This window comes from Candidatus Woesearchaeota archaeon (assembly GCA_018675335.1).
Lineage (GTDB): Archaea > Nanobdellota > Nanobdellia > Woesearchaeales > UBA11576 > JABJCP01.
Genome location: JABGYH010000009.1, coordinates 40,408 through 57,272, shown reverse-complemented (window position 1 = coordinate 57,272; position 16,865 = coordinate 40,408). Strand labels below are relative to the sequence as shown.

The following is a 16,865-nucleotide window of genomic DNA, read 5'->3' as shown; positions in this document are numbered from 1 at the left end:
TGTGTTGATTTATTGTCACAGTTCTGAGACGATATGTTAAATTTATTTTTAGAATTTATTCTATTTTAAAAAGTTCATAGCTCATTTGAGAACCATTGATAGTTATGATTGCAGCGGATGCCGATAATGTTTCGTTATTGTTGTAAGTCCATTCGGTTGCAGTTCCTGGATTAAATAACATAGTAGTTGAGAAAGTATTTTCTGGAATTAATTGGCATTGAGAATCTACTCCTTTTCGACCTGCTTCGTGAATGTGGCCTGAAAGACTAAATTTAATATTATTATTTCTCATTAAAATATTAATTGTATTATCGCCAACATTAATTTCTTTATTGGTTCTATCAATTCCCTCTTTGTTATTGCATCTTGGAGGTTGATGAGATAATAAAATGACTGGATTAGTATTGTTGAGTAAATTAATGTATTCTTCGAAACTTTTTATGTCTCCTTCAAAATGTCCTAGTACATAAGTAAAATCACTCCCGTATGGGTTACTAATAAAATTAAAATCTTCTCCATGAATGAATCTTATTTTAGTCATATCAAAAACATTGGGGTGTTCATTATTTAATTTTTCTAATGCTTGAAAATAATCTTTTTTATATTCATGATTTCCTGGAATGACATAAATTGGCAGGTTTGTTTGAGCTGCGGCTTTTATGCAAAAATAAATATCATCAAAATCAAATAAATGGTTTGGATCAATTGTTGCTTTATTGTTTGCATAATCTCCTAGAAGAATGATTCCATCAACTTTTTTTTGTAAAAAAATTCTTGAAAATGCAGCTACGTTTTCTGATTTTCCATGCGGGTCAGAAATTACTCCGAATGATGCAGTTTGATCTGAATCAATATTTGTTTGAATAACTTGATCTTCTTTAATTTCAAAAATCATATCATCAATTTTAAGAATTTGTTTTTGTTCGCAACCTAGTAGTATGAATAAAATTAGTGTTAAAAATATTCCAATTATTAATCGTTTCAATAATTTTTTTTGAGTAGTTTGAGTTTTGATTGGTGGATTAATCATAATTTAGTATCACCAAGGTATTAATTGAAGTATTTATTTATTAATGTTTGTAGATTATTCTTATTATTTATTGATATATGTAAGTATATTAAGATTTGTATATTAATTTGATAATATTTATATATTAGCACTTATAATATTAGTATAATATAAATTATTATTTAATATGTTTAAAGGGGTTACTAATGAAAAAAAACAAACCTAATTGGTCAAAAGAATTAGAAGATCATATGGATCGTAAACATGCGGGTTCTAAATCTAGTAGAAAATCTAGCGCTAGTAGAAAATCTAGTAAGCGAACAAAAGCTAAACGTAAATATTCTGGAGGCGTTGTTTCAACTCAGTCTGATAATAAATTAACTAATAAAAAATATTTTTATCCTATGTTAATTATAATTGGAGTTTTAGTTTTAGTTATTGCGTTTATATTTAGGCCTGCAATGATTGGATTTGAAGCAAGATCTCAATTAAGTGATATGGATATTACTGTATCCAATTTATTACAAAAATTAGATTTAGTAAATTCTGATAATTTAGTTAAAGAAACAGAACTTGATACTTGTAAAAAATTAAATGAAAATTATATCTCTCAAATTTCTACTGAGAAAACTTCTCAATTGGAGTGTTCGAGCGAGATTAGTTTGTTAACTTCAAAGGTTGATCAAATTAAAGCAGAACATGAAGTTGAATTATCTGAAGTTCAAACTGAGAGTGATAAAAAATTAGTAGAAGTTGAAACTCAACTTGCAGATGTACCAGCAGAACTTAATAATGTTGATTCTAATATTGATAATTTAGAATTAGAATACCAATCTATAATTGAAAATTCTGCAAATAATATTTGTTGTAAAGCAAAAGTTGATGATGGGAGTGTTGATTCATATAGGATAACTAACAGTAAAATTGTTTGTACTATTGGTGAAGAAACTAAAATTAATTGTTAACAAGTAATTTAACTTGTTTTTTTATTAAATTTTTATTTTAAATTTTTTAGGGGAAAAAGATGGTGAAGAATGAATTTAGTATATTAGATAAATTTATTAGTAATTCTAATCTTATTTTATTTATAAAATTAGTTCCCATATTCTTTTTTGTATCTCTTTATTTTTTTCAGTCGCCCCCTCTTGGCTTAAGTCAACAAGCATGGACAACAGTTATTATTTTTTTAATTGCAGCCTACATGTTATCTACTGAGATTACTCATATGAGTATAACTGCAATAATTATTATATTCATGTTATTTTTAACTTCTGCAGTTCCCGCATCAGTTGCACTTTATGGGCTGGGGTCAAAATCATTTTTCTTAATATTTATTGGGTTTCTTGTAGCAATTGGTATGGAAGCATCAGGACTTGACGAGCGGGTCGCACATGAAGTGTTGAAATATTGTCATACTGAACGATCTGTTATATTGGGGGTTTTAATTATAACTGCTGGACTTTCGATGATTATGTCAAATACTACTACAGTTATTATGATGCTTCCAATTATTAAGCAGATTACTTCTAAAACTAATCTTAATAAAATTGCAATTTATTTATCAATTGCATTTGGTGCGAATGTTGGGGGTGTGGGTTTTTTAATTGGAACTCCTCCTAATGTTATTGCGGCAGAGGCTTTAGGATTTGGATTTTTAGAATGGCTTAGAATTGGATTTCCATTTATGTTAATTATGATTTTTTTATTATATATTTCTTTTTTAATATATTTTAAACCAAAACATGAAATCGAGAAATTTAAGTTAAAACATTTGGGCCCTTGGAGTCGTAAAGAAAAAATTGCATGTTCAATTACAATTCTTACTGTTGTTTTGTGGCTTACAAGTTTTTTGCATAGTTTATCAACAATTACTGTTGGTCTTATTGGTGGAGTTCTCATGTTTTTATTTGTTTATGATTGGAAATTTTTTCAAAAACAAACTGATTGGGGTGTTCTAATTTTACTTGCAGGAACTGTATCTTTAGGCAAAGCATTAGAAACTACTGGTGCTGCAACGTGGGTTGCTGAAAAGTTTTTGCAAATTACTGGATTTGAAAATCCCTTGTGGATTGCATTTGCTTTTGTTTTATTGGCGATGGTTATTACTCAATTTATTTCTAATACTGCAACTGCGGGAATTCTCACTCCAGTTTTAATTGGGATATCTGCAACAATTGGAGTTAGGCCTGAAGTATTAGTTATTCCTATGGTACTTATAGTATCGATGACTTTTTTGTTACCTCCTGGAACTGCACCTAATGCGCTGGTATATAATGCGACTGGAATAAGTGTGAAAGAATTCATAAAAGCTGGAATTTTGCCAACAATTTTTTCGATTATTGCAGTATTTTTTTATTGTATATTTATGATTGTTTGAGTTGGGTGATTTTAGTTTTTATTGAAAGTTTAATTGAGAATTAGTAATTGTATTATTTTGTGATTATTTTAGTTTGAGTTTTTTTTTATCTTTGATATCTTTTACCAAATTCTGTTTTTGTAATGTGTTCTAAGAATTGAGCGTGATGTTCTGGAGATTTTGCAGCAACAATAACTGTTTCATCTTGAGTTATTGGGTCTCCGTCTAAATTTGTTACGACTCCGCCTGTTTTTTGAATTAAATAAATTCCTGCTGCAACATCCCAAACTTTAAATGGATTTGCAAGACTTGTTACGTAAATATCGTGTGATCCTTTTGCGATGTGGGATAGTGAATATGCTGCAGAACCCAGTATCGAAACTGCTTTTACTATTGGTCCTTTTGGAGTCCATAATTTCATTATTTCAGAAATATCTGAAGAGTGATTTGGCGAAATATTATAATTAACAATTAATTTTGAAGGATCTCTTGATATGTCGGGTAATTGGTTTCCATCAAGAGTTGTTTTTATTCCTTCTCCTGCAATGTATAATTTTTCTGCACTAAATAAATTATTAATTAAAGCTAGAACTACTTTTTCAGAACCATCTGGATTAATTTGGTGAAGAGATAGTGCGGTTGCAACTGTATCTTCAAAATTGATAAAGCTCCAAGTTCCATCAATGGGATCACAACGCCAAATTCTGCCATTTGTTGATTGAATTTTTGGTAATTCTTCTCCTTCAAATCCATCTCCTGGAAATTCTGTGAGTAAATAATCTCGAATTAATCTTTCTGCTAAAGGATCTGCTTTAGTGTATGGGCTACCATCTGGTTTGAATCGAACATCAAAATTTCCGCTTTTTCTTACTTGTCGGATCTCTGTTTCGGCTCTTAGAATGGCTTCTCTTGCAAAAGTTAGTTCTTTGTAAAGATTCATTTTTCTTATTTATTTAAGGGAATTTAAAACCTTTTCGGTTTTGTCGCCACTAGTCCGTAGGTATGTGCGTTAAATTTATATAGTTGAGATTGTTAGTATTATATGATTGCTAGAGTTAAGCTACAATTATTGTGGTTGTAAAATATTTGTGATAAAATCGTTTTTTATGAGGTAAAAATGATGATTGATTTACATACGCATTCAACAAAATCTGACGGTTCTCAAACTCCAAAACAATTAGTTTTGCAAGCACACCAAAAAAAATTAAAACTATTTTCTATAACTGATCATGATAGTATTGATGCAGTTGCTGAAGGATTATTAGAAGCTTCAAAAGTTGGATTGAAGTTTATATCTGGAACTGAATTGAGTGTAATTTATCGACATCCACTTTATAAAAATGGACAAAAAGGTTTTGAATTACATCTTTTAGGATATGGGTTTGATCATACTAATAAAACACTTGTTCATGAACTCTCTAAAAATCAAAAACATAGAGAATGGAGAGCGGGTGAGATTTATTCTCGATTAAATGCGGCTTTACATCAAGATGGCGAATCAATAATTGCTGAAGCAGAATTTGCTGCGATGAAACAAAGTATTGATGGTGCTATTGGAAGACCCCATTTAGCAGCAGTTCTTTTACAAAAAGGAATTGTTACTGGAATGCAAGAAGCATTTGATAGATATTTAAAAAAATGTGATGTTGCCAAAAGAGATTTACTGTTAGAAACTGCTGCAGAACTTATTCGATCTGCAGGAGGAAAATTAGTCGTGGCACACCCCAATGGTTTAGGTGCATATTCTTTTAGAAAAATTTCTTCTGATTTTAATGTTCATTTTGCAATTCTTGATTCTATGCGAGATCATATTGACGGAGTAGAATGTTTTTATTGGGATCATACTCCTCAAGAATCTGAACAATATGCGGCATTTGCAAAATCTCTGGGGATGATCGTTACTGGTGGAACTGATCATCATGGAAATTTATCTGGTGATGCTGAACGTGATAGACTAGGGACGTTGGCAGTGCCAGAATATGTTCTTGATTTTTTTTAGGTGTGCTGATTTTTTTAATTGGGTTTAGAATAAAATTTTCTTTAATGTTTCACAAAATAATTCAACTTCTTCTTCTGTGTTGTAAAAATACATACTGGCTCTAGCGCTCCCATTAAGTTTGTGCGCATTAAACCAACTATGAACGCAATGAGCACCACTACGCATCATAATATTTTCAGATTGATCCATAATAATTGCAATTTGGTGTGGGTCCATATCTTTAACATTAAAATTAAAAATTCCACCTCGCAGTTTAGGATCATTAGGTCCAATTAATGTAAGCTCTTTAATTTCAGGCAGAAGTGAATCAGTCATTAATTTATTTAATTTTAACTCTTGTTTTTGGATGCTTCTAAATCCAATTTTTTGTAAGTAATCACACGCTGCACCAAATCCTATCATTCCAGAATAATTTTGTAAACCTGCTTCAAATTTTTCAGGGATTGGTTCAAGTTCGTAAGAATCATAAGTTGTTTCACTAACAGTTTCTCCGCCAACAATAAATGGTTTTAGTTTATTTAGCAGGTGTGCTTTTCCATAAAGGGCGCCGATTCCTGAGGGTCCAAGCATTTTATGTCCTGAACAAGCTAAAAAATCAACATCGAGTTTTTTTACATTAACTTCTTTATGTGGTGTACTTTGCGCGGCATCTAAAAGAACTAATGCTCCATTTTCATGTGCAATTTTAATAATTTCTTTTGCAGGAATTGTAGTCCCATCAAGATTTGATGAATGAACCATAGAAATTAGTTTAACTTTATTTTTTAGATTAGACATTTTTTCTTGAAATGAATCTAGATTAAATTCATTATTTTTGTCTGATTTCATAACTATCTTTTTTATTTGTCCTGCTTTGCTTTTTAGTAGCCAAGGCATAAGATTAGAATTATGTTCTTTATCAGTTTGAATTACGATATCTCCTTTTTTTAATTCTAGTGAATGTGCTATTAAATTAATTGATTCTGAAGTGTTTCTTGTAAAAATAATTTCTTCAGATTTTTTTGAATTTAGAATTTTTTGAACACTTTTTCTTGCTTTGTAAACTGCATCATTAACTTCGCCACTAATTTTGTGTGCACTTCTTCCAGCACAGCCAGGAAAGTCTTCATAATATTCGTTTTGTGCATTAATTACTTGCTGAGGTTTTAAACTCATGCATGCATTATCAAAATAAACAACGGGTTTTCCTCTAATCTTTCTTTCAAACAAAGGAAAGTCTGCACGTATCTTTTTAAGGTTCATATGTTATTAGGAGGAGGTCGTTATTTATATTATTTTCTTAATATTATCAATAAATAAGAAAAAAATAAAAAATTTAGAATTATTTGTAATTTAGAGTTGTGTTTTAGATTTATTTGTGATTATTTTATTGAAGTAATTTAAAATAAATCTGGTTGTCGCATGTAATCTAAATATTCGGATTCAGTTACATCTAGTCTTAATCCATAATCTCTATGTCTCATGGCAACAGTAATATCTGCTAAAAAACCTTTTGTGACTGGTCCCACTTGCCCATCACCTACTTGTTTATCTTTAATTCCAATAACTGGCATGAGTCCACAACCAGTTCCAGTCATAAACATTTCTGTATTGGGATCTTCAATTAATGCCCACATATCTTGTGCGGTGAGCATAGCATCATTTACAATTTGATATCCTTTATGTGTTGATGCATAAATTGCAGAATCATGATTTGCTAGTTTTTCTGCTTCTGATTTTAATATTGGATCGTGATCTGCAAGATGTAAAATCATTCGTCTTGTTAATCCATTAAGGCAGATTTTTGGGTGTGGTGTTATGATTTCAACTTTGTTTGGATCTGTTTCCCAGCCGTTTTCTTTAATAACAAAGAAAATATTATCCACAGTTGCTTCAGTTAAATATCCATCCCCATTAAACATTAAAGCTTCTTTAAATTCTCCCCCATTTGTTCCATGAAGAAATGCTTGAATATTTTGTGCATATTGGGTTCCTTTAACATTTGGATCGAGTGAGCGTGGATCTTTTGCAACTACTGAAGAGATTCCTAATTTAATGCCTGTTCTATACGTTTCTGAGGGGTATAATTGGATTGTTGCAACTAATGCTCCCATTGTTGGTAAGACGCATTTTGTTCTTCCTGCGCCAAGATCGCCAATACCTGAGAGAACTAAAGGTCTAAAATATAATGATTGATCGGATGCTGCTTGTTCTTTTACTTCAAGGGCAGTTTGTAAAATTCTCCATCCGAATTCTTCCTGGGAAAGATATGGTTTTATTCCCCATTGGGTTAATCCTTTGTAATGTCTATTGACATGTTCTCTGAATAAAAAAATGGTTTCATCATTTCTTAATAATTCGGGTAATCCTGGTTTGGCAAAATGAAGAACTCCTTCAAAAACTCCATCACCATATAATGGGCCGTGATCAATAAAAGAAAAACCTGCTTGTTCTAAAGGAAAAATTCCTTCTCTAACTTCTAAAACTCCTGATGTATTTTCCGCACCAATTGGGTGTGCAAATAAGGTTTGGCCTGCAGTATTAAAAATTGGATTTGTAACTCCTGGAACTATTGGCATTGCCATATAAACTCTTGCGATTTCGCCTGTATTTGTTGCAGCTTTTAATGCTGTTGCCACTTCTGCTTCAGGTCTTCCTTGTAAAACATCTTCTAAAGAATGCCTTTTATCTTCATTAGTTAGTCTTGTAACTCCGGTGAATAATCTGTCATGCATATGTGTTGCCCCCATTATAATTCTTATTTGGTGATGCTGTTAATTAGTCTTATATTATTATATTTTAGATGTATTTTTTATAAAATTTTGGGGTCTTTAGTATTATTACTTTTAAATGGCTGGATGATTTAAAAATGAGGTATTAGGGATAAATTTTTAAACTTTTGAGTGTTTAAATTATGGTGTGATAATTATGAACCGAAAAAATCAATTTATTCAAGAAATGAAAAAAGATGATGTAATTAATGATGTGTTTGTTGTTAAATTCAAAAAACCAGTTGAACAATATAAAAATGGGTATAAATTTGAATTAAGATTGGGAGATCGAACAAAAGAAATTATGTTAAAATATTGGGGGCCAAATGATGAGCAAGTAGTTCAGACATTATATGATTCAATTAAAAAAGATGAAGTTGTTTTTGTTCAAGGAAGAGTATCTGAATGGAATAATAATTTAGAAATTGCAACCAATGAACATAACGAAATTAAAGTTTTAAGTTCTGATGAATATAGTTCTGAAGATTTTGTTCGTGTAACTGAACAAGATGTTGATTTAATGTATTCTGAATTAAAACAAATTATTGGTTTGGTAAAAAATTCTGAGATTAAAAGTGTGCTCGATTATTTTTTTAATGATTCTGAATTTGAAAAAAAATTTAAATTTAGCCCTGCTGCAATGTATGTTCATCATGGTTGGCTTGGTGGATTACTTGAACATAGTTTATCTGTAGTTAAATTAATTGTTGGACTTCATAAAGTTCATCCTAACCTTGATTTAGATCTACTAATTGCGGGAGCAGTTCTTCACGATATTGGAAAGTTAGAAGAATTTGAAGTAAAAACAAGTATTAGAGTTTCAAAAAAAGGAATGTTACTTGGACATGTAAGTATTGGTGTTGATATAGTTGAGAAAGCTTGCACTTCTGTTGGAATTGCGGATGAATTAAAAATGAAATTAATTCATATGATTATAACTCACATGGGTGAATATGGCAGTAGTAAAACTCCATCATTTCCTGAAGCGGTTGCAGTATATTATTGTGATCAAATGGATTCAAGAATAACTCAAATTGAGACTTTGATTAAGGATGCAAATACTGAAGATGAAACAATATATCATAAAGACTTTGGCAATGTATTTTTGAAATAATATTTGATTAATCATAAATTCAGAAAAATAAAAAAATAATTTGATTGGTTGTTATTTACTTTTTTTATCTTTTTTTTTGGTTTTGTTTAATTTCTATTTTGTATTTTGTGTAATTGATAAAATTGTTGTTTGTTGTCAATGAGTTGTTGAAATGTTCCATTCTCAACTATTTTTCCTTTGTCAAGCACTATTATTTTATCCGTATTTTTTAGTGTTGAAAGTCTATGTGCAATAACTAATAATGTTTGGTTGTTTATTTTATCAAGACTTTTTTGTATTTTAGATTCTGTTTTACTGTCGAGTGCAGAGGTTGCTTCGTCTAAAATCAATAAGGGTGTATTTTTGTAGATTGCTCTTGCAATTCCAATTCGTTGTCTTTCTCCGCCGCTTACTTGATATCCTTTTTCACCGACTAAATTATTGATTCCTTTGGGTAGTTGACTAATTAATTTGTTGAGTTGAGCAATTTGCAGTGATTCTTTTAATTTTTTGTTGTTTTTATTTTTTGTTGCAATTGCTATGTTTTCTTGCAGGGATAAATTAAATACTTCTGAGTCTTGAAGTACTATGCTAAATTCGTTTGTGATTGATTTTTTGCTAAAACTGTTTAGGTTTTTGTTGTCAATAAGAATTGTTCCTTTATTTGGAGTGTATAGTTGAAGTAAAAGTTTTGCAAGTGTTGATTTTCCACATCCTGACTTTCCCACTAAACCAATTTTTTCATTTCTGTTAATTTTTAGATTGAAGTTTTTTAGAACTGTTTTGTCTTTGTATTTGAAGGTTATATTTTTGAATTCAATTGTTTTCCAATTTTTAGTGATGTTATTTTTGCCGTTGTTGTTATTTGTTTGGTTGTTAAATAAAGTCATAAATCTTCCAATGGCACTTTTTACTTTGATAAATATGTTGATGTTATTACTATAGTCGTGAAGTCCATTTTTTAAGTGATTAAAATAACTTGCAAATACATAAATTGATCCGACTGTTATTTTTTGATTCATCACGTCTAGTCCGAGCATTAGTATAAATAATCCATAAGTTATTGCAGAAAATATTTTGATTGTTTTATTTTTATTTTGGCTAACATCTCTTGTTTTTAACCAAGTTGTGTAGTAAATCTTTTCTAAGTTTGTGGCTTTTTTTGTTAAAATATCTTTAAGTCCTAATGATTTGACTGTTAACATGTTTGATGTAGATTCATGAATTTTTCCACTAACTTTTTCTTTAATTTTATTTAATTGATCTCTGCAAATTATTAGTTGTTTGTTGTAGTAGGTTTCTCCTGCAAGATAAATTATGGAAAAAATTGTTGCAAATGCTAAGTATTTGATGTTTAATGCAAAAAACATGACTGCGCATCCAACTAATCTGGTTATTATGTGTAATCCTTGGTTTGAAAATGTGCGAATTCCATCAAAAATATTTTCTCCACCATCATTTATTTTGTGTATTTTACTTCCTGTTTCTTCTTTTTCATGACATGCTAAATCATTGTCCATAAGATTTGTTAATGCATTTAGTCTTGCTTCTTTTCTAATTTCTGCTCCAATTGCTTGAATTCTAATTTTTCCAAATAATCTTAGCCAAACTTGAAAGCCACCTAAAAAAATTAAAATGCCAATTAAAATGTAGAATTCTGTTTTTGGCGTTTGTAAATTGTAGGTTGTAAAGTAGTCTATGATTAATCCTAATACGAATGTGTTTGCAAATACGATAAGATTTGATAATGCACTAAATCCTGTAAACAAAAAGAATTTTGCCCTTCTTCCTTTGAGCATTTTCCAATAATCTTGGAAAAAAGCAGTCCAGCTATAGGTTTTGTGCTCCATTGGATATATTAAGATAGCTAGATTTTTAAACTTATATTTTGTAAAATGTGGGTTTGTAAATATATATTACAGAATACGCAGTTTTATAAAAGGATCAGAGGCTTATATACTATAGAAGTTAAGAATTCTTGGTTGTTTTTTGGTGTGTTTTGATTGGTTCTTAGTGTATTTTGGAGTATTTTTGCAGGGTTATTAGTATGGTTTAGTTTTAATTTATTTAGACTTCTACAAATATTTTTTTAGTGCTATTTAAAAATATATTATACTTTTAAGTGCGTTATGAAAAAAATAGTTGTAATCGGAGGAGGGAGCGGAATCTTTAATTTGCTTAGAGGATTGAAAAAAAAAGAGTGTAAAGTAACTGCAATAGTTTCTATGATGGACAGTGGTGGAAGCACGGGAGTTTTAAGGGATGAATATGGTATTTTGCCTCCTGGAGATGTAAGAAAATGTTTAGTTGCATTATCTGAGAGTTCTGAACTTATGAAAGATTTATTTCAATACCGATTTCCTGTAGGTGGACTCAAGGGTCACAGTTTTGGAAATTTATTTTTAACTGCTTTAACACAATTGACGGGAAGTGAAGAACAAGCAATTTTAGAAGCTGGAAGAGTTCTAAAAATTAAAGGGCTTGTGATTCCAGTAACGCTTGATAAATGTAATTTGTGTGCAGAACTCGAAAATGGTGCGGTTGTTAAGGGAGAGACAAATATCGATGTTCCGAAACATGATCCAAATCTTAAAATTGATAAAATGTTTTTAGAACCGGGAGCAAATGCTCATTATGGTGCAATTAAAGCAATTGAATATGCTGATTTAGTAGTTATTGGTCCGGGAGATTTATATTCAAGTTTAGTTCCTAACTTGCTTGTAAAAGGAATTTCTGATGCGTTACAAAAATCTTCAGCTACAAAAATTTATGTTTGTAATTTGATGACAAAACATGGTGAGTCAACTGGTTTTTGTGCGAGTGATTTTTTGCGAGTTGTAAAATTACATTCAGGAGTGCGATTTGATCATGTTATTTGTAATGATTTTTCACAAGTAATTTTACCTAGAGAAACTTTGGATAAATATGCTAAAGAAAAAGCATACCCTGTGGTTGTTGATTTTGAAAAATTAAAATTTAATGGTATTAATATTATTTCTAAAAATTTATTATCTAATTTAAAACTATTAAGACATGATCCTAAAAAAATATCTGATTTAATTTATTCTTTAATAAATTAAACTATATTAAAATAATAATTAAAAACAAAAAATAAAAAAGATTTTTTTACGTATTTTCTACGAATTTAAGTTCTAATTTAGTTGACACTTGTTTTTTAAGTATTGGAACTAATGTTTCTGGTCCAGTAATTATCCCTGGATACACTATGTAATGGGTTGCAGTTCCTTGTTTAATTTCTTGGTGCATTGCCTGTTTTGTTTGTGTATCGTTTGCTTCCAAATAATAACTTGGAGAGGGAGTTGTTAATGGTTTGTTTGTTTCTAATACTTGTGTTATTTCTTGATCTGATGGTGCTGGAATTTCATAAATGCAAGTCATGTCTGCTTGAGAATGTGCAGGAGTCGTAGCACTTATTAATTTTAATACTCCAAATTTTGAGTGAACTTTTAAACTGTGGTTGTCATACTGTGCAACAATCAAAATATTTTTTGCAGGAATTATTGAAAAACCTATGGCTTCAGTATAAGTTCCAACTCCTATGTTTGGTATTGCTGATGCTAGTGTATGAGTTATCCAAGTTTCTGGATTTGCAGTTGGAATTGCGCAAAATTCGGAAATTGGTACTAGGCCTGTGTAATTTGGAGGCAGGTCATATTGTGCTTTTAGTTCGGGGGGCAATTTATCTGCTGGCAGTGCTAACCCGATAAATGCAGAAGGTAATATTCCGCAATCTAGTGTTACCCATTTATCCATTGCCATTTCTTTATTTCCATAAGATATTCCATCTAGTTGATGTAATAATTCGAGAAATGTTGAACTTTCAAGATTGGTCGCATCAATTATTTTCGCTTCAAGACCTAGAGGTTCTGTATTTAGATGGTTTGCGTTTTGAGGTGTGGTTAGCACATAAACTACATAATCTTCACTTATTGTTTCTAAATTTAGTTTTTTCATTTTTTTATCTCCTTTCGAAATTTATTTATTATTATTTTTTGAACTATTTTGTAATTATTTTGGAAAATAATTTAGAGACTGTTTTAGTATTATTGTCTCTGGATTAAAGACTATGAGAAAGAACTACTGCCGTCTAATTGGCATAATTTTTTGTTTTTGTTTTTTTAAATATTTCATTTCAATCACTACTATGTGTATGTGAATGGTTTTTAATTTAAATATTTATCGACTGAATTCGAACAAATTAAACAATTATGTTCTATTTCGAACAAAAATCAATAAGTTTAAATACTTGAATTGTTTTAGTGAGTGCATGGTTAGTGTAACAAAGCTTACTGAAGAGTATATTCGTAAGCATAAAAGTATTAAGGATTGTTTGAAATCAGGCTTATTGAATTATTCTGCGCTTGCGCGATTAGTTTTTAAAGAGTTGAAAACTAAAAAATCACTTCCAAGAGGAGTTGGAATGGAGGCAGTACTAATTGCTGCTAGACGTTACAAACACAAATTGAAATTAGAAAAATCAAGTGAAAAACAAATATTGCAGGTTTTACGCGAAAGTGAAATTGAAATTAAAACAAAATCAGTTGTATTGGTTTTAGAAAAACAACTTTATCCTGATAAATTAATTGAAGTTGAAAAAATAATTAAAAGAAAAAAAGGATTATTTAATGCAATTGAGGGAGTAAATTCAATTACTATAATTACTACTGAAAAATATTCGGGCGAGATAAAACAAACTTTTAAAAGTTCAATTATTCATGAAATAAAAGGGCTAGTAAGTTTAATTGTAAAATCCCCAAAAGAAATTGAAACAACACCGGGAGTTATGGCATACTTATATGGGGTTTTAAGTGATGCGGGAATAAATGTTTATCATACTTTGAGTTGTTGGACTGATACATTTATTGTTGTTTCAGAAACTGATATGAGTAGGGTACTTGAGTTATTTGATTTTAGTTGATGAGTGAATGTTAATGTGGAGTATTAATTAAATGGAAAATAAAACTTGGATTATAATTATTGTATTATTGCCAATAATGCTTTTTCTTAGTTATGGCTTTTTTGTAGCTCCAGAAATATTTAATGAAGGAGGATCAATTAATGGAGTTTATTCTGAATATATTGAAGAACCAAGCAGGGATTATTTGGGTCTTGGTGACGATGAAATAGAAAAATATGTTCGAAATTATATTTGGGATTTATACATTATTTTATTTGCAGTCTTGTTGATTTTATTAACTGATGTTTCATTTTCAGATTTTGGATTTGATTTGAGTGAAATCAAAAAAGATGCGATTATTGGAATTTTATTTTTTTTAGTGGATTTGGTTTTGTTAGGGCTCGTAATTTATGTGACTACAAGTTATATTCCAGAACAAGTGTTAGATTATCATTTAAGTATTTCAGATATAACTGGATATGCTGCTAGTGGAGAATTAACTCCTAGTGGACTCAATATTCAATTTTTACTTTTAAATTTCTTTTTGTATTTTTTCTTTGTAGGTCCTGCTGAAGAAGTTTTTAGATTATTTTTGTTGATTAAGCTTGAGAAAGTTAGCAATCTTTTTGTTGCAGTGGTTTTGAGTGCATTTCTTTTTGGGATTATGCATATGTTTGGATCAGTTTTTCAAAGTTTAAATGCATTTATTGGGGGCTTAGCATATAATTTACTTTGGTTATTTAGAGGTAGAAAAATACTTGCTCCAATTATTGCACATGGGTTTTATGATTTTATGATAACTTTGTTACCGTTTTTTAAATGAGAGTGTATTTATAAAAACTTTTAAATATGATAAAATCATTTTTAAATAAAATCAGGTAATTTATGATAAATTAATGGTTAAATGATACTTGTTTACAATATTAGTTTATTATATTAATAATTATTTATTTAGAAAAAGAGGGGAAAAATTGTTTACAAAACAGGAAATTAAACGACTTAAACAGATTTCTACTGTGCTAGTTAAGCATGAATTAGGTTTTATTCTAGATAAAATTAAAGCAAAAAAATATGCGCCTTTAAGTTCTAAATTAAATAAATCAAATTTTTTACCAAAACATATTGGTCCAAAACGACTCGTTAAAATATTTGAAGAACTAGGGGGGGCTTTTATTAAACTAGGACAACTACTTAGTGTTAGGCCTGATCTTATCCCTGAAGAATATACTATTGCGCTTAGATCATTACAAGATCACGTACCTGAATTTTCTTGCGAGTGTGCTAAACAAATAATTGAGCGAGAACTTGGAAAAAAACCAAATAAACTTTTTAGAAAATTTGTTCCAAAACCAATTGCTGCAGCATCAATTAGTCAAGTACATTATGCAGTTTTAAGAAGTGGAGAAAAGGTTGCAATTAAAATTCAAAGACCTGATGCACTTGAACAATTTTCATCAGATATTGGTCTTATGAAAAAACTCGTGAATATATATTTAAAAAATCACAAACCAAAACTTATTGATCCTCATCAAATCATATCTGAATTTGAACAGTATACTATGAAAGAATTAGATTTTTTAAATGAAGCAAAGAATTTACAAAATTTTTATCAAATGTTTGAAAATACAAAAGATATAATTATACCTAAAGTTTATTGGGAATACACGACTGCAAATATTGTCGTGATGGAATATATTGAAGGAAAACCATTAACTGATGTTTCTCGGTTAAAACCAAAAACCAAAAGAGATTTAGCAAATAAGTTGTTTGATAATGTAGTTCGGCAAGTATTTTTTAAAGGTTATTTTCATGCAGATCCACATCCTGGAAATTTTTTGTTGTTAAAAAACCGTAAACTTGCAATGCTCGATTTTGGAATAGTTGGAAAAATTGACGAAGTAATGAAAGATAAAATTGGCATGCTTTATGTTTCTATGATTGAAGGAGACCTTGATGGGATTGTAAAACATATTTTAAAACTGGGTATTGCTGGACCCGGATGTGACAAAGATTTATTAAAACATGATCTTCGTGAAAATTTAAGAGTTTATCATAATACTCCATTAAGTAAACTTAATGTTGGAGAATTCTTTTCAAAACTTATTTCTGTTGCTAGGCGAAATAAATTAAAGTTACCATCAAGTTTTGTGTTGTTGGCAAAAAGTTTAGTGACAATAGAAGGACTTGGAAAAGAATTGAATCCTCGATTTAATTTAGTGCAAAGATCAAAACCATTAGTTGCAGAATTAAAACAACAAAAATTAAATCCAGAACATATTAAGAAAAAGTTAATGCAAAGAGGGATGGAATTCAAAGAAATATTAGATGATATTCCTCAAGACGCAAGAGCAGTTAAGGAACTCATGCATAAAATGGAGCAAGATGTTGTTGTGCTTGATAATAATGTGAAAGTGTTAACTGGAGAGATGGATCGATCCAGTAATAGATTGAGTTTTGGTATCTTGATAAGTGCACTGGTTATCGCATCAGCCATAATGATTAGTCAACCAGGCCCACAAATGTTTGGAATAAATGCATTTTCATTTTTTGGACTTAGTATATCTTTAGTTTTATTTTTATTGTTATCAATAAGTATATTGAGAGAAAAAAGTCACTTGATGTGATTTTATTTAGGTTAAAATTTAAAAAAGAGGTGTGTAGAGATGAAAAAAAGATTAAAACATGTTTTACAAGAAGGTTTGAGTACTGCGAAAGTTGAAGGAAAAAAATTCTTCAAAGA

The 16,865-nt window shown here is 29.9% G+C and carries 14 protein-coding genes; 8 read left to right on the top strand and 6 right to left on the bottom strand.

Annotated elements, in window-relative coordinates:
• Positions 1 to 55 precede the first annotated feature (55 nt).
• The gene (locus HN587_07540) at positions 56 to 1,030 is read right to left on the bottom strand and encodes a hypothetical protein (GenBank protein MBT7903690.1); all 975 of its coding nucleotides are present in this window, start codon (positions 1,028 to 1,030) and stop codon (positions 56 to 58) included.
• 185 nt (positions 1,031 to 1,215) lie between these two features.
• Between HN587_07540 and HN587_07535 the strand changes: the two genes are divergently transcribed.
• Positions 1,216 to 1,974, top strand: coding sequence for a hypothetical protein (locus HN587_07535; GenBank protein ID MBT7903689.1), 759 nt, complete (start codon positions 1,216 to 1,218; stop codon positions 1,972 to 1,974).
• 59 nt (positions 1,975 to 2,033) lie between these two features.
• Positions 2,034 to 3,386: an SLC13/DASS family transporter gene (locus HN587_07530; protein ID MBT7903688.1), complete on the top strand. Its 1,353-nt coding sequence runs from the start codon at positions 2,034 to 2,036 to the stop codon at positions 3,384 to 3,386.
• Between the two features lie 85 nt (positions 3,387 to 3,471).
• Here HN587_07530 and HN587_07525 read toward each other — a convergent pair whose 3' ends face one another.
• The gene (locus HN587_07525) at positions 3,472 to 4,305 is read right to left on the bottom strand and encodes an inositol monophosphatase family protein (protein ID MBT7903687.1); all 834 of its coding nucleotides are present in this window, start codon (positions 4,303 to 4,305) and stop codon (positions 3,472 to 3,474) included.
• A 180-nt stretch (positions 4,306 to 4,485) separates the two neighbouring features.
• On the opposite strand from HN587_07525, the gene HN587_07520 reads away from it, so the two are divergent.
• A complete protein-coding gene (locus HN587_07520; GenBank protein ID MBT7903686.1) occupies positions 4,486 to 5,364 on the top strand; it encodes a PHP domain-containing protein in 879 nt (292 codons plus the stop codon).
• Between the two features lie 24 nt (positions 5,365 to 5,388).
• Here the strand turns inward: HN587_07520 and HN587_07515 are convergent, their stop codons facing one another.
• Both HN587_07515 and HN587_07510 read right to left on the bottom strand, forming a co-directional pair.
• Positions 5,389 to 6,606 carry an aminotransferase class V-fold PLP-dependent enzyme gene (locus HN587_07515; GenBank protein MBT7903685.1) on the bottom strand — a complete coding sequence of 406 codons (1,218 nt, stop codon included), beginning with the start codon at positions 6,604 to 6,606 and terminating at the stop codon, positions 5,389 to 5,391.
• Between the two features lie 137 nt (positions 6,607 to 6,743).
• The gene (locus tag HN587_07510; GenBank protein ID MBT7903684.1) at positions 6,744 to 8,078 is read right to left on the bottom strand and encodes a hypothetical protein; all 1,335 of its coding nucleotides are present in this window, start codon (positions 8,076 to 8,078) and stop codon (positions 6,744 to 6,746) included.
• Between the two features lie 193 nt (positions 8,079 to 8,271).
• Here HN587_07510 and HN587_07505 point away from each other — a divergent pair, with 193 nt between their 5' ends.
• On the top strand, positions 8,272 to 9,228 hold the full coding sequence (locus HN587_07505) for an HD domain-containing protein (GenBank protein ID MBT7903683.1): 957 nt from the start codon (positions 8,272 to 8,274) through the stop codon (positions 9,226 to 9,228).
• Positions 9,229 to 9,314: 86 nt separating this feature from the next.
• On the opposite strand, the gene HN587_07500 is transcribed toward HN587_07505, so the two are convergent.
• Positions 9,315 to 11,057, bottom strand: a complete 1,743-nt coding sequence (locus tag HN587_07500; GenBank protein MBT7903682.1) for an ABC transporter ATP-binding protein — start codon at positions 11,055 to 11,057, stop codon at positions 9,315 to 9,317.
• A gap of 279 nt (positions 11,058 to 11,336) precedes the next feature.
• Between HN587_07500 and HN587_07495 the strand changes: the two genes are divergently transcribed.
• A complete protein-coding gene (locus HN587_07495) occupies positions 11,337 to 12,287 on the top strand; it encodes a YvcK family protein (protein ID MBT7903681.1) in 951 nt (316 codons plus the stop codon).
• 46 nt (positions 12,288 to 12,333) lie between these two features.
• On the opposite strand, the gene HN587_07490 is transcribed toward HN587_07495, so the two are convergent.
• Complete coding sequence (locus HN587_07490) at positions 12,334 to 13,182, bottom strand: hypothetical protein (protein ID MBT7903680.1); 849 nt, start codon at positions 13,180 to 13,182, stop codon at positions 12,334 to 12,336.
• Positions 13,183 to 13,495: 313 nt separating this feature from the next.
• On the opposite strand from HN587_07490, the gene HN587_07485 reads away from it, so the two are divergent.
• From HN587_07485 to HN587_07475, 3 genes are all read left to right on the top strand, one after another.
• Complete coding sequence (locus tag HN587_07485; GenBank protein ID MBT7903679.1) at positions 13,496 to 14,146, top strand: ACT domain-containing protein; 651 nt, start codon at positions 13,496 to 13,498, stop codon at positions 14,144 to 14,146.
• A 31-nt stretch (positions 14,147 to 14,177) separates the two neighbouring features.
• Positions 14,178 to 14,948, top strand: coding sequence for a CPBP family intramembrane metalloprotease (locus HN587_07480; GenBank protein ID MBT7903678.1), 771 nt, complete (start codon positions 14,178 to 14,180; stop codon positions 14,946 to 14,948).
• Between the two features lie 148 nt (positions 14,949 to 15,096).
• Positions 15,097 to 16,749, top strand: coding sequence for an AarF/ABC1/UbiB kinase family protein (locus HN587_07475; GenBank protein ID MBT7903677.1), 1,653 nt, complete (start codon positions 15,097 to 15,099; stop codon positions 16,747 to 16,749).
• Positions 16,750 to 16,865: the final 116 nt, after the last annotated feature.

Coding starts and splice junctions, on each gene's coding strand:
- HN587_07480 (MBT7903678.1), top strand. CDS start 14,178: ATGGAAAATAAAACTTGGATTATAATTATTGTATTATTGCCAATAATG.
- HN587_07500 (MBT7903682.1), bottom strand. CDS start 11,057: ATGGAGCACAAAACCTATAGCTGGACTGCTTTTTTCCAAGATTATTGG.
- HN587_07540 (MBT7903690.1), bottom strand. CDS start 1,030: ATGATTAATCCACCAATCAAAACTCAAACTACTCAAAAAAAATTATTG.
- HN587_07485 (MBT7903679.1), top strand. CDS start 13,496: ATGGTTAGTGTAACAAAGCTTACTGAAGAGTATATTCGTAAGCATAAA.
- HN587_07515 (MBT7903685.1), bottom strand. CDS start 6,606: ATGAACCTTAAAAAGATACGTGCAGACTTTCCTTTGTTTGAAAGAAAG.
- HN587_07525 (MBT7903687.1), bottom strand. CDS start 4,305: ATGAATCTTTACAAAGAACTAACTTTTGCAAGAGAAGCCATTCTAAGA.
- HN587_07530 (MBT7903688.1), top strand. CDS start 2,034: ATGGTGAAGAATGAATTTAGTATATTAGATAAATTTATTAGTAATTCT.
- HN587_07505 (MBT7903683.1), top strand. CDS start 8,272: ATGAACCGAAAAAATCAATTTATTCAAGAAATGAAAAAAGATGATGTA.
- HN587_07535 (MBT7903689.1), top strand. CDS start 1,216: ATGAAAAAAAACAAACCTAATTGGTCAAAAGAATTAGAAGATCATATG.
- HN587_07495 (MBT7903681.1), top strand. CDS start 11,337: ATGAAAAAAATAGTTGTAATCGGAGGAGGGAGCGGAATCTTTAATTTG.
- HN587_07520 (MBT7903686.1), top strand. CDS start 4,486: ATGATTGATTTACATACGCATTCAACAAAATCTGACGGTTCTCAAACT.
- HN587_07490 (MBT7903680.1), bottom strand. CDS start 13,182: ATGAAAAAACTAAATTTAGAAACAATAAGTGAAGATTATGTAGTTTAT.
- HN587_07510 (MBT7903684.1), bottom strand. CDS start 8,078: ATGCATGACAGATTATTCACCGGAGTTACAAGACTAACTAATGAAGAT.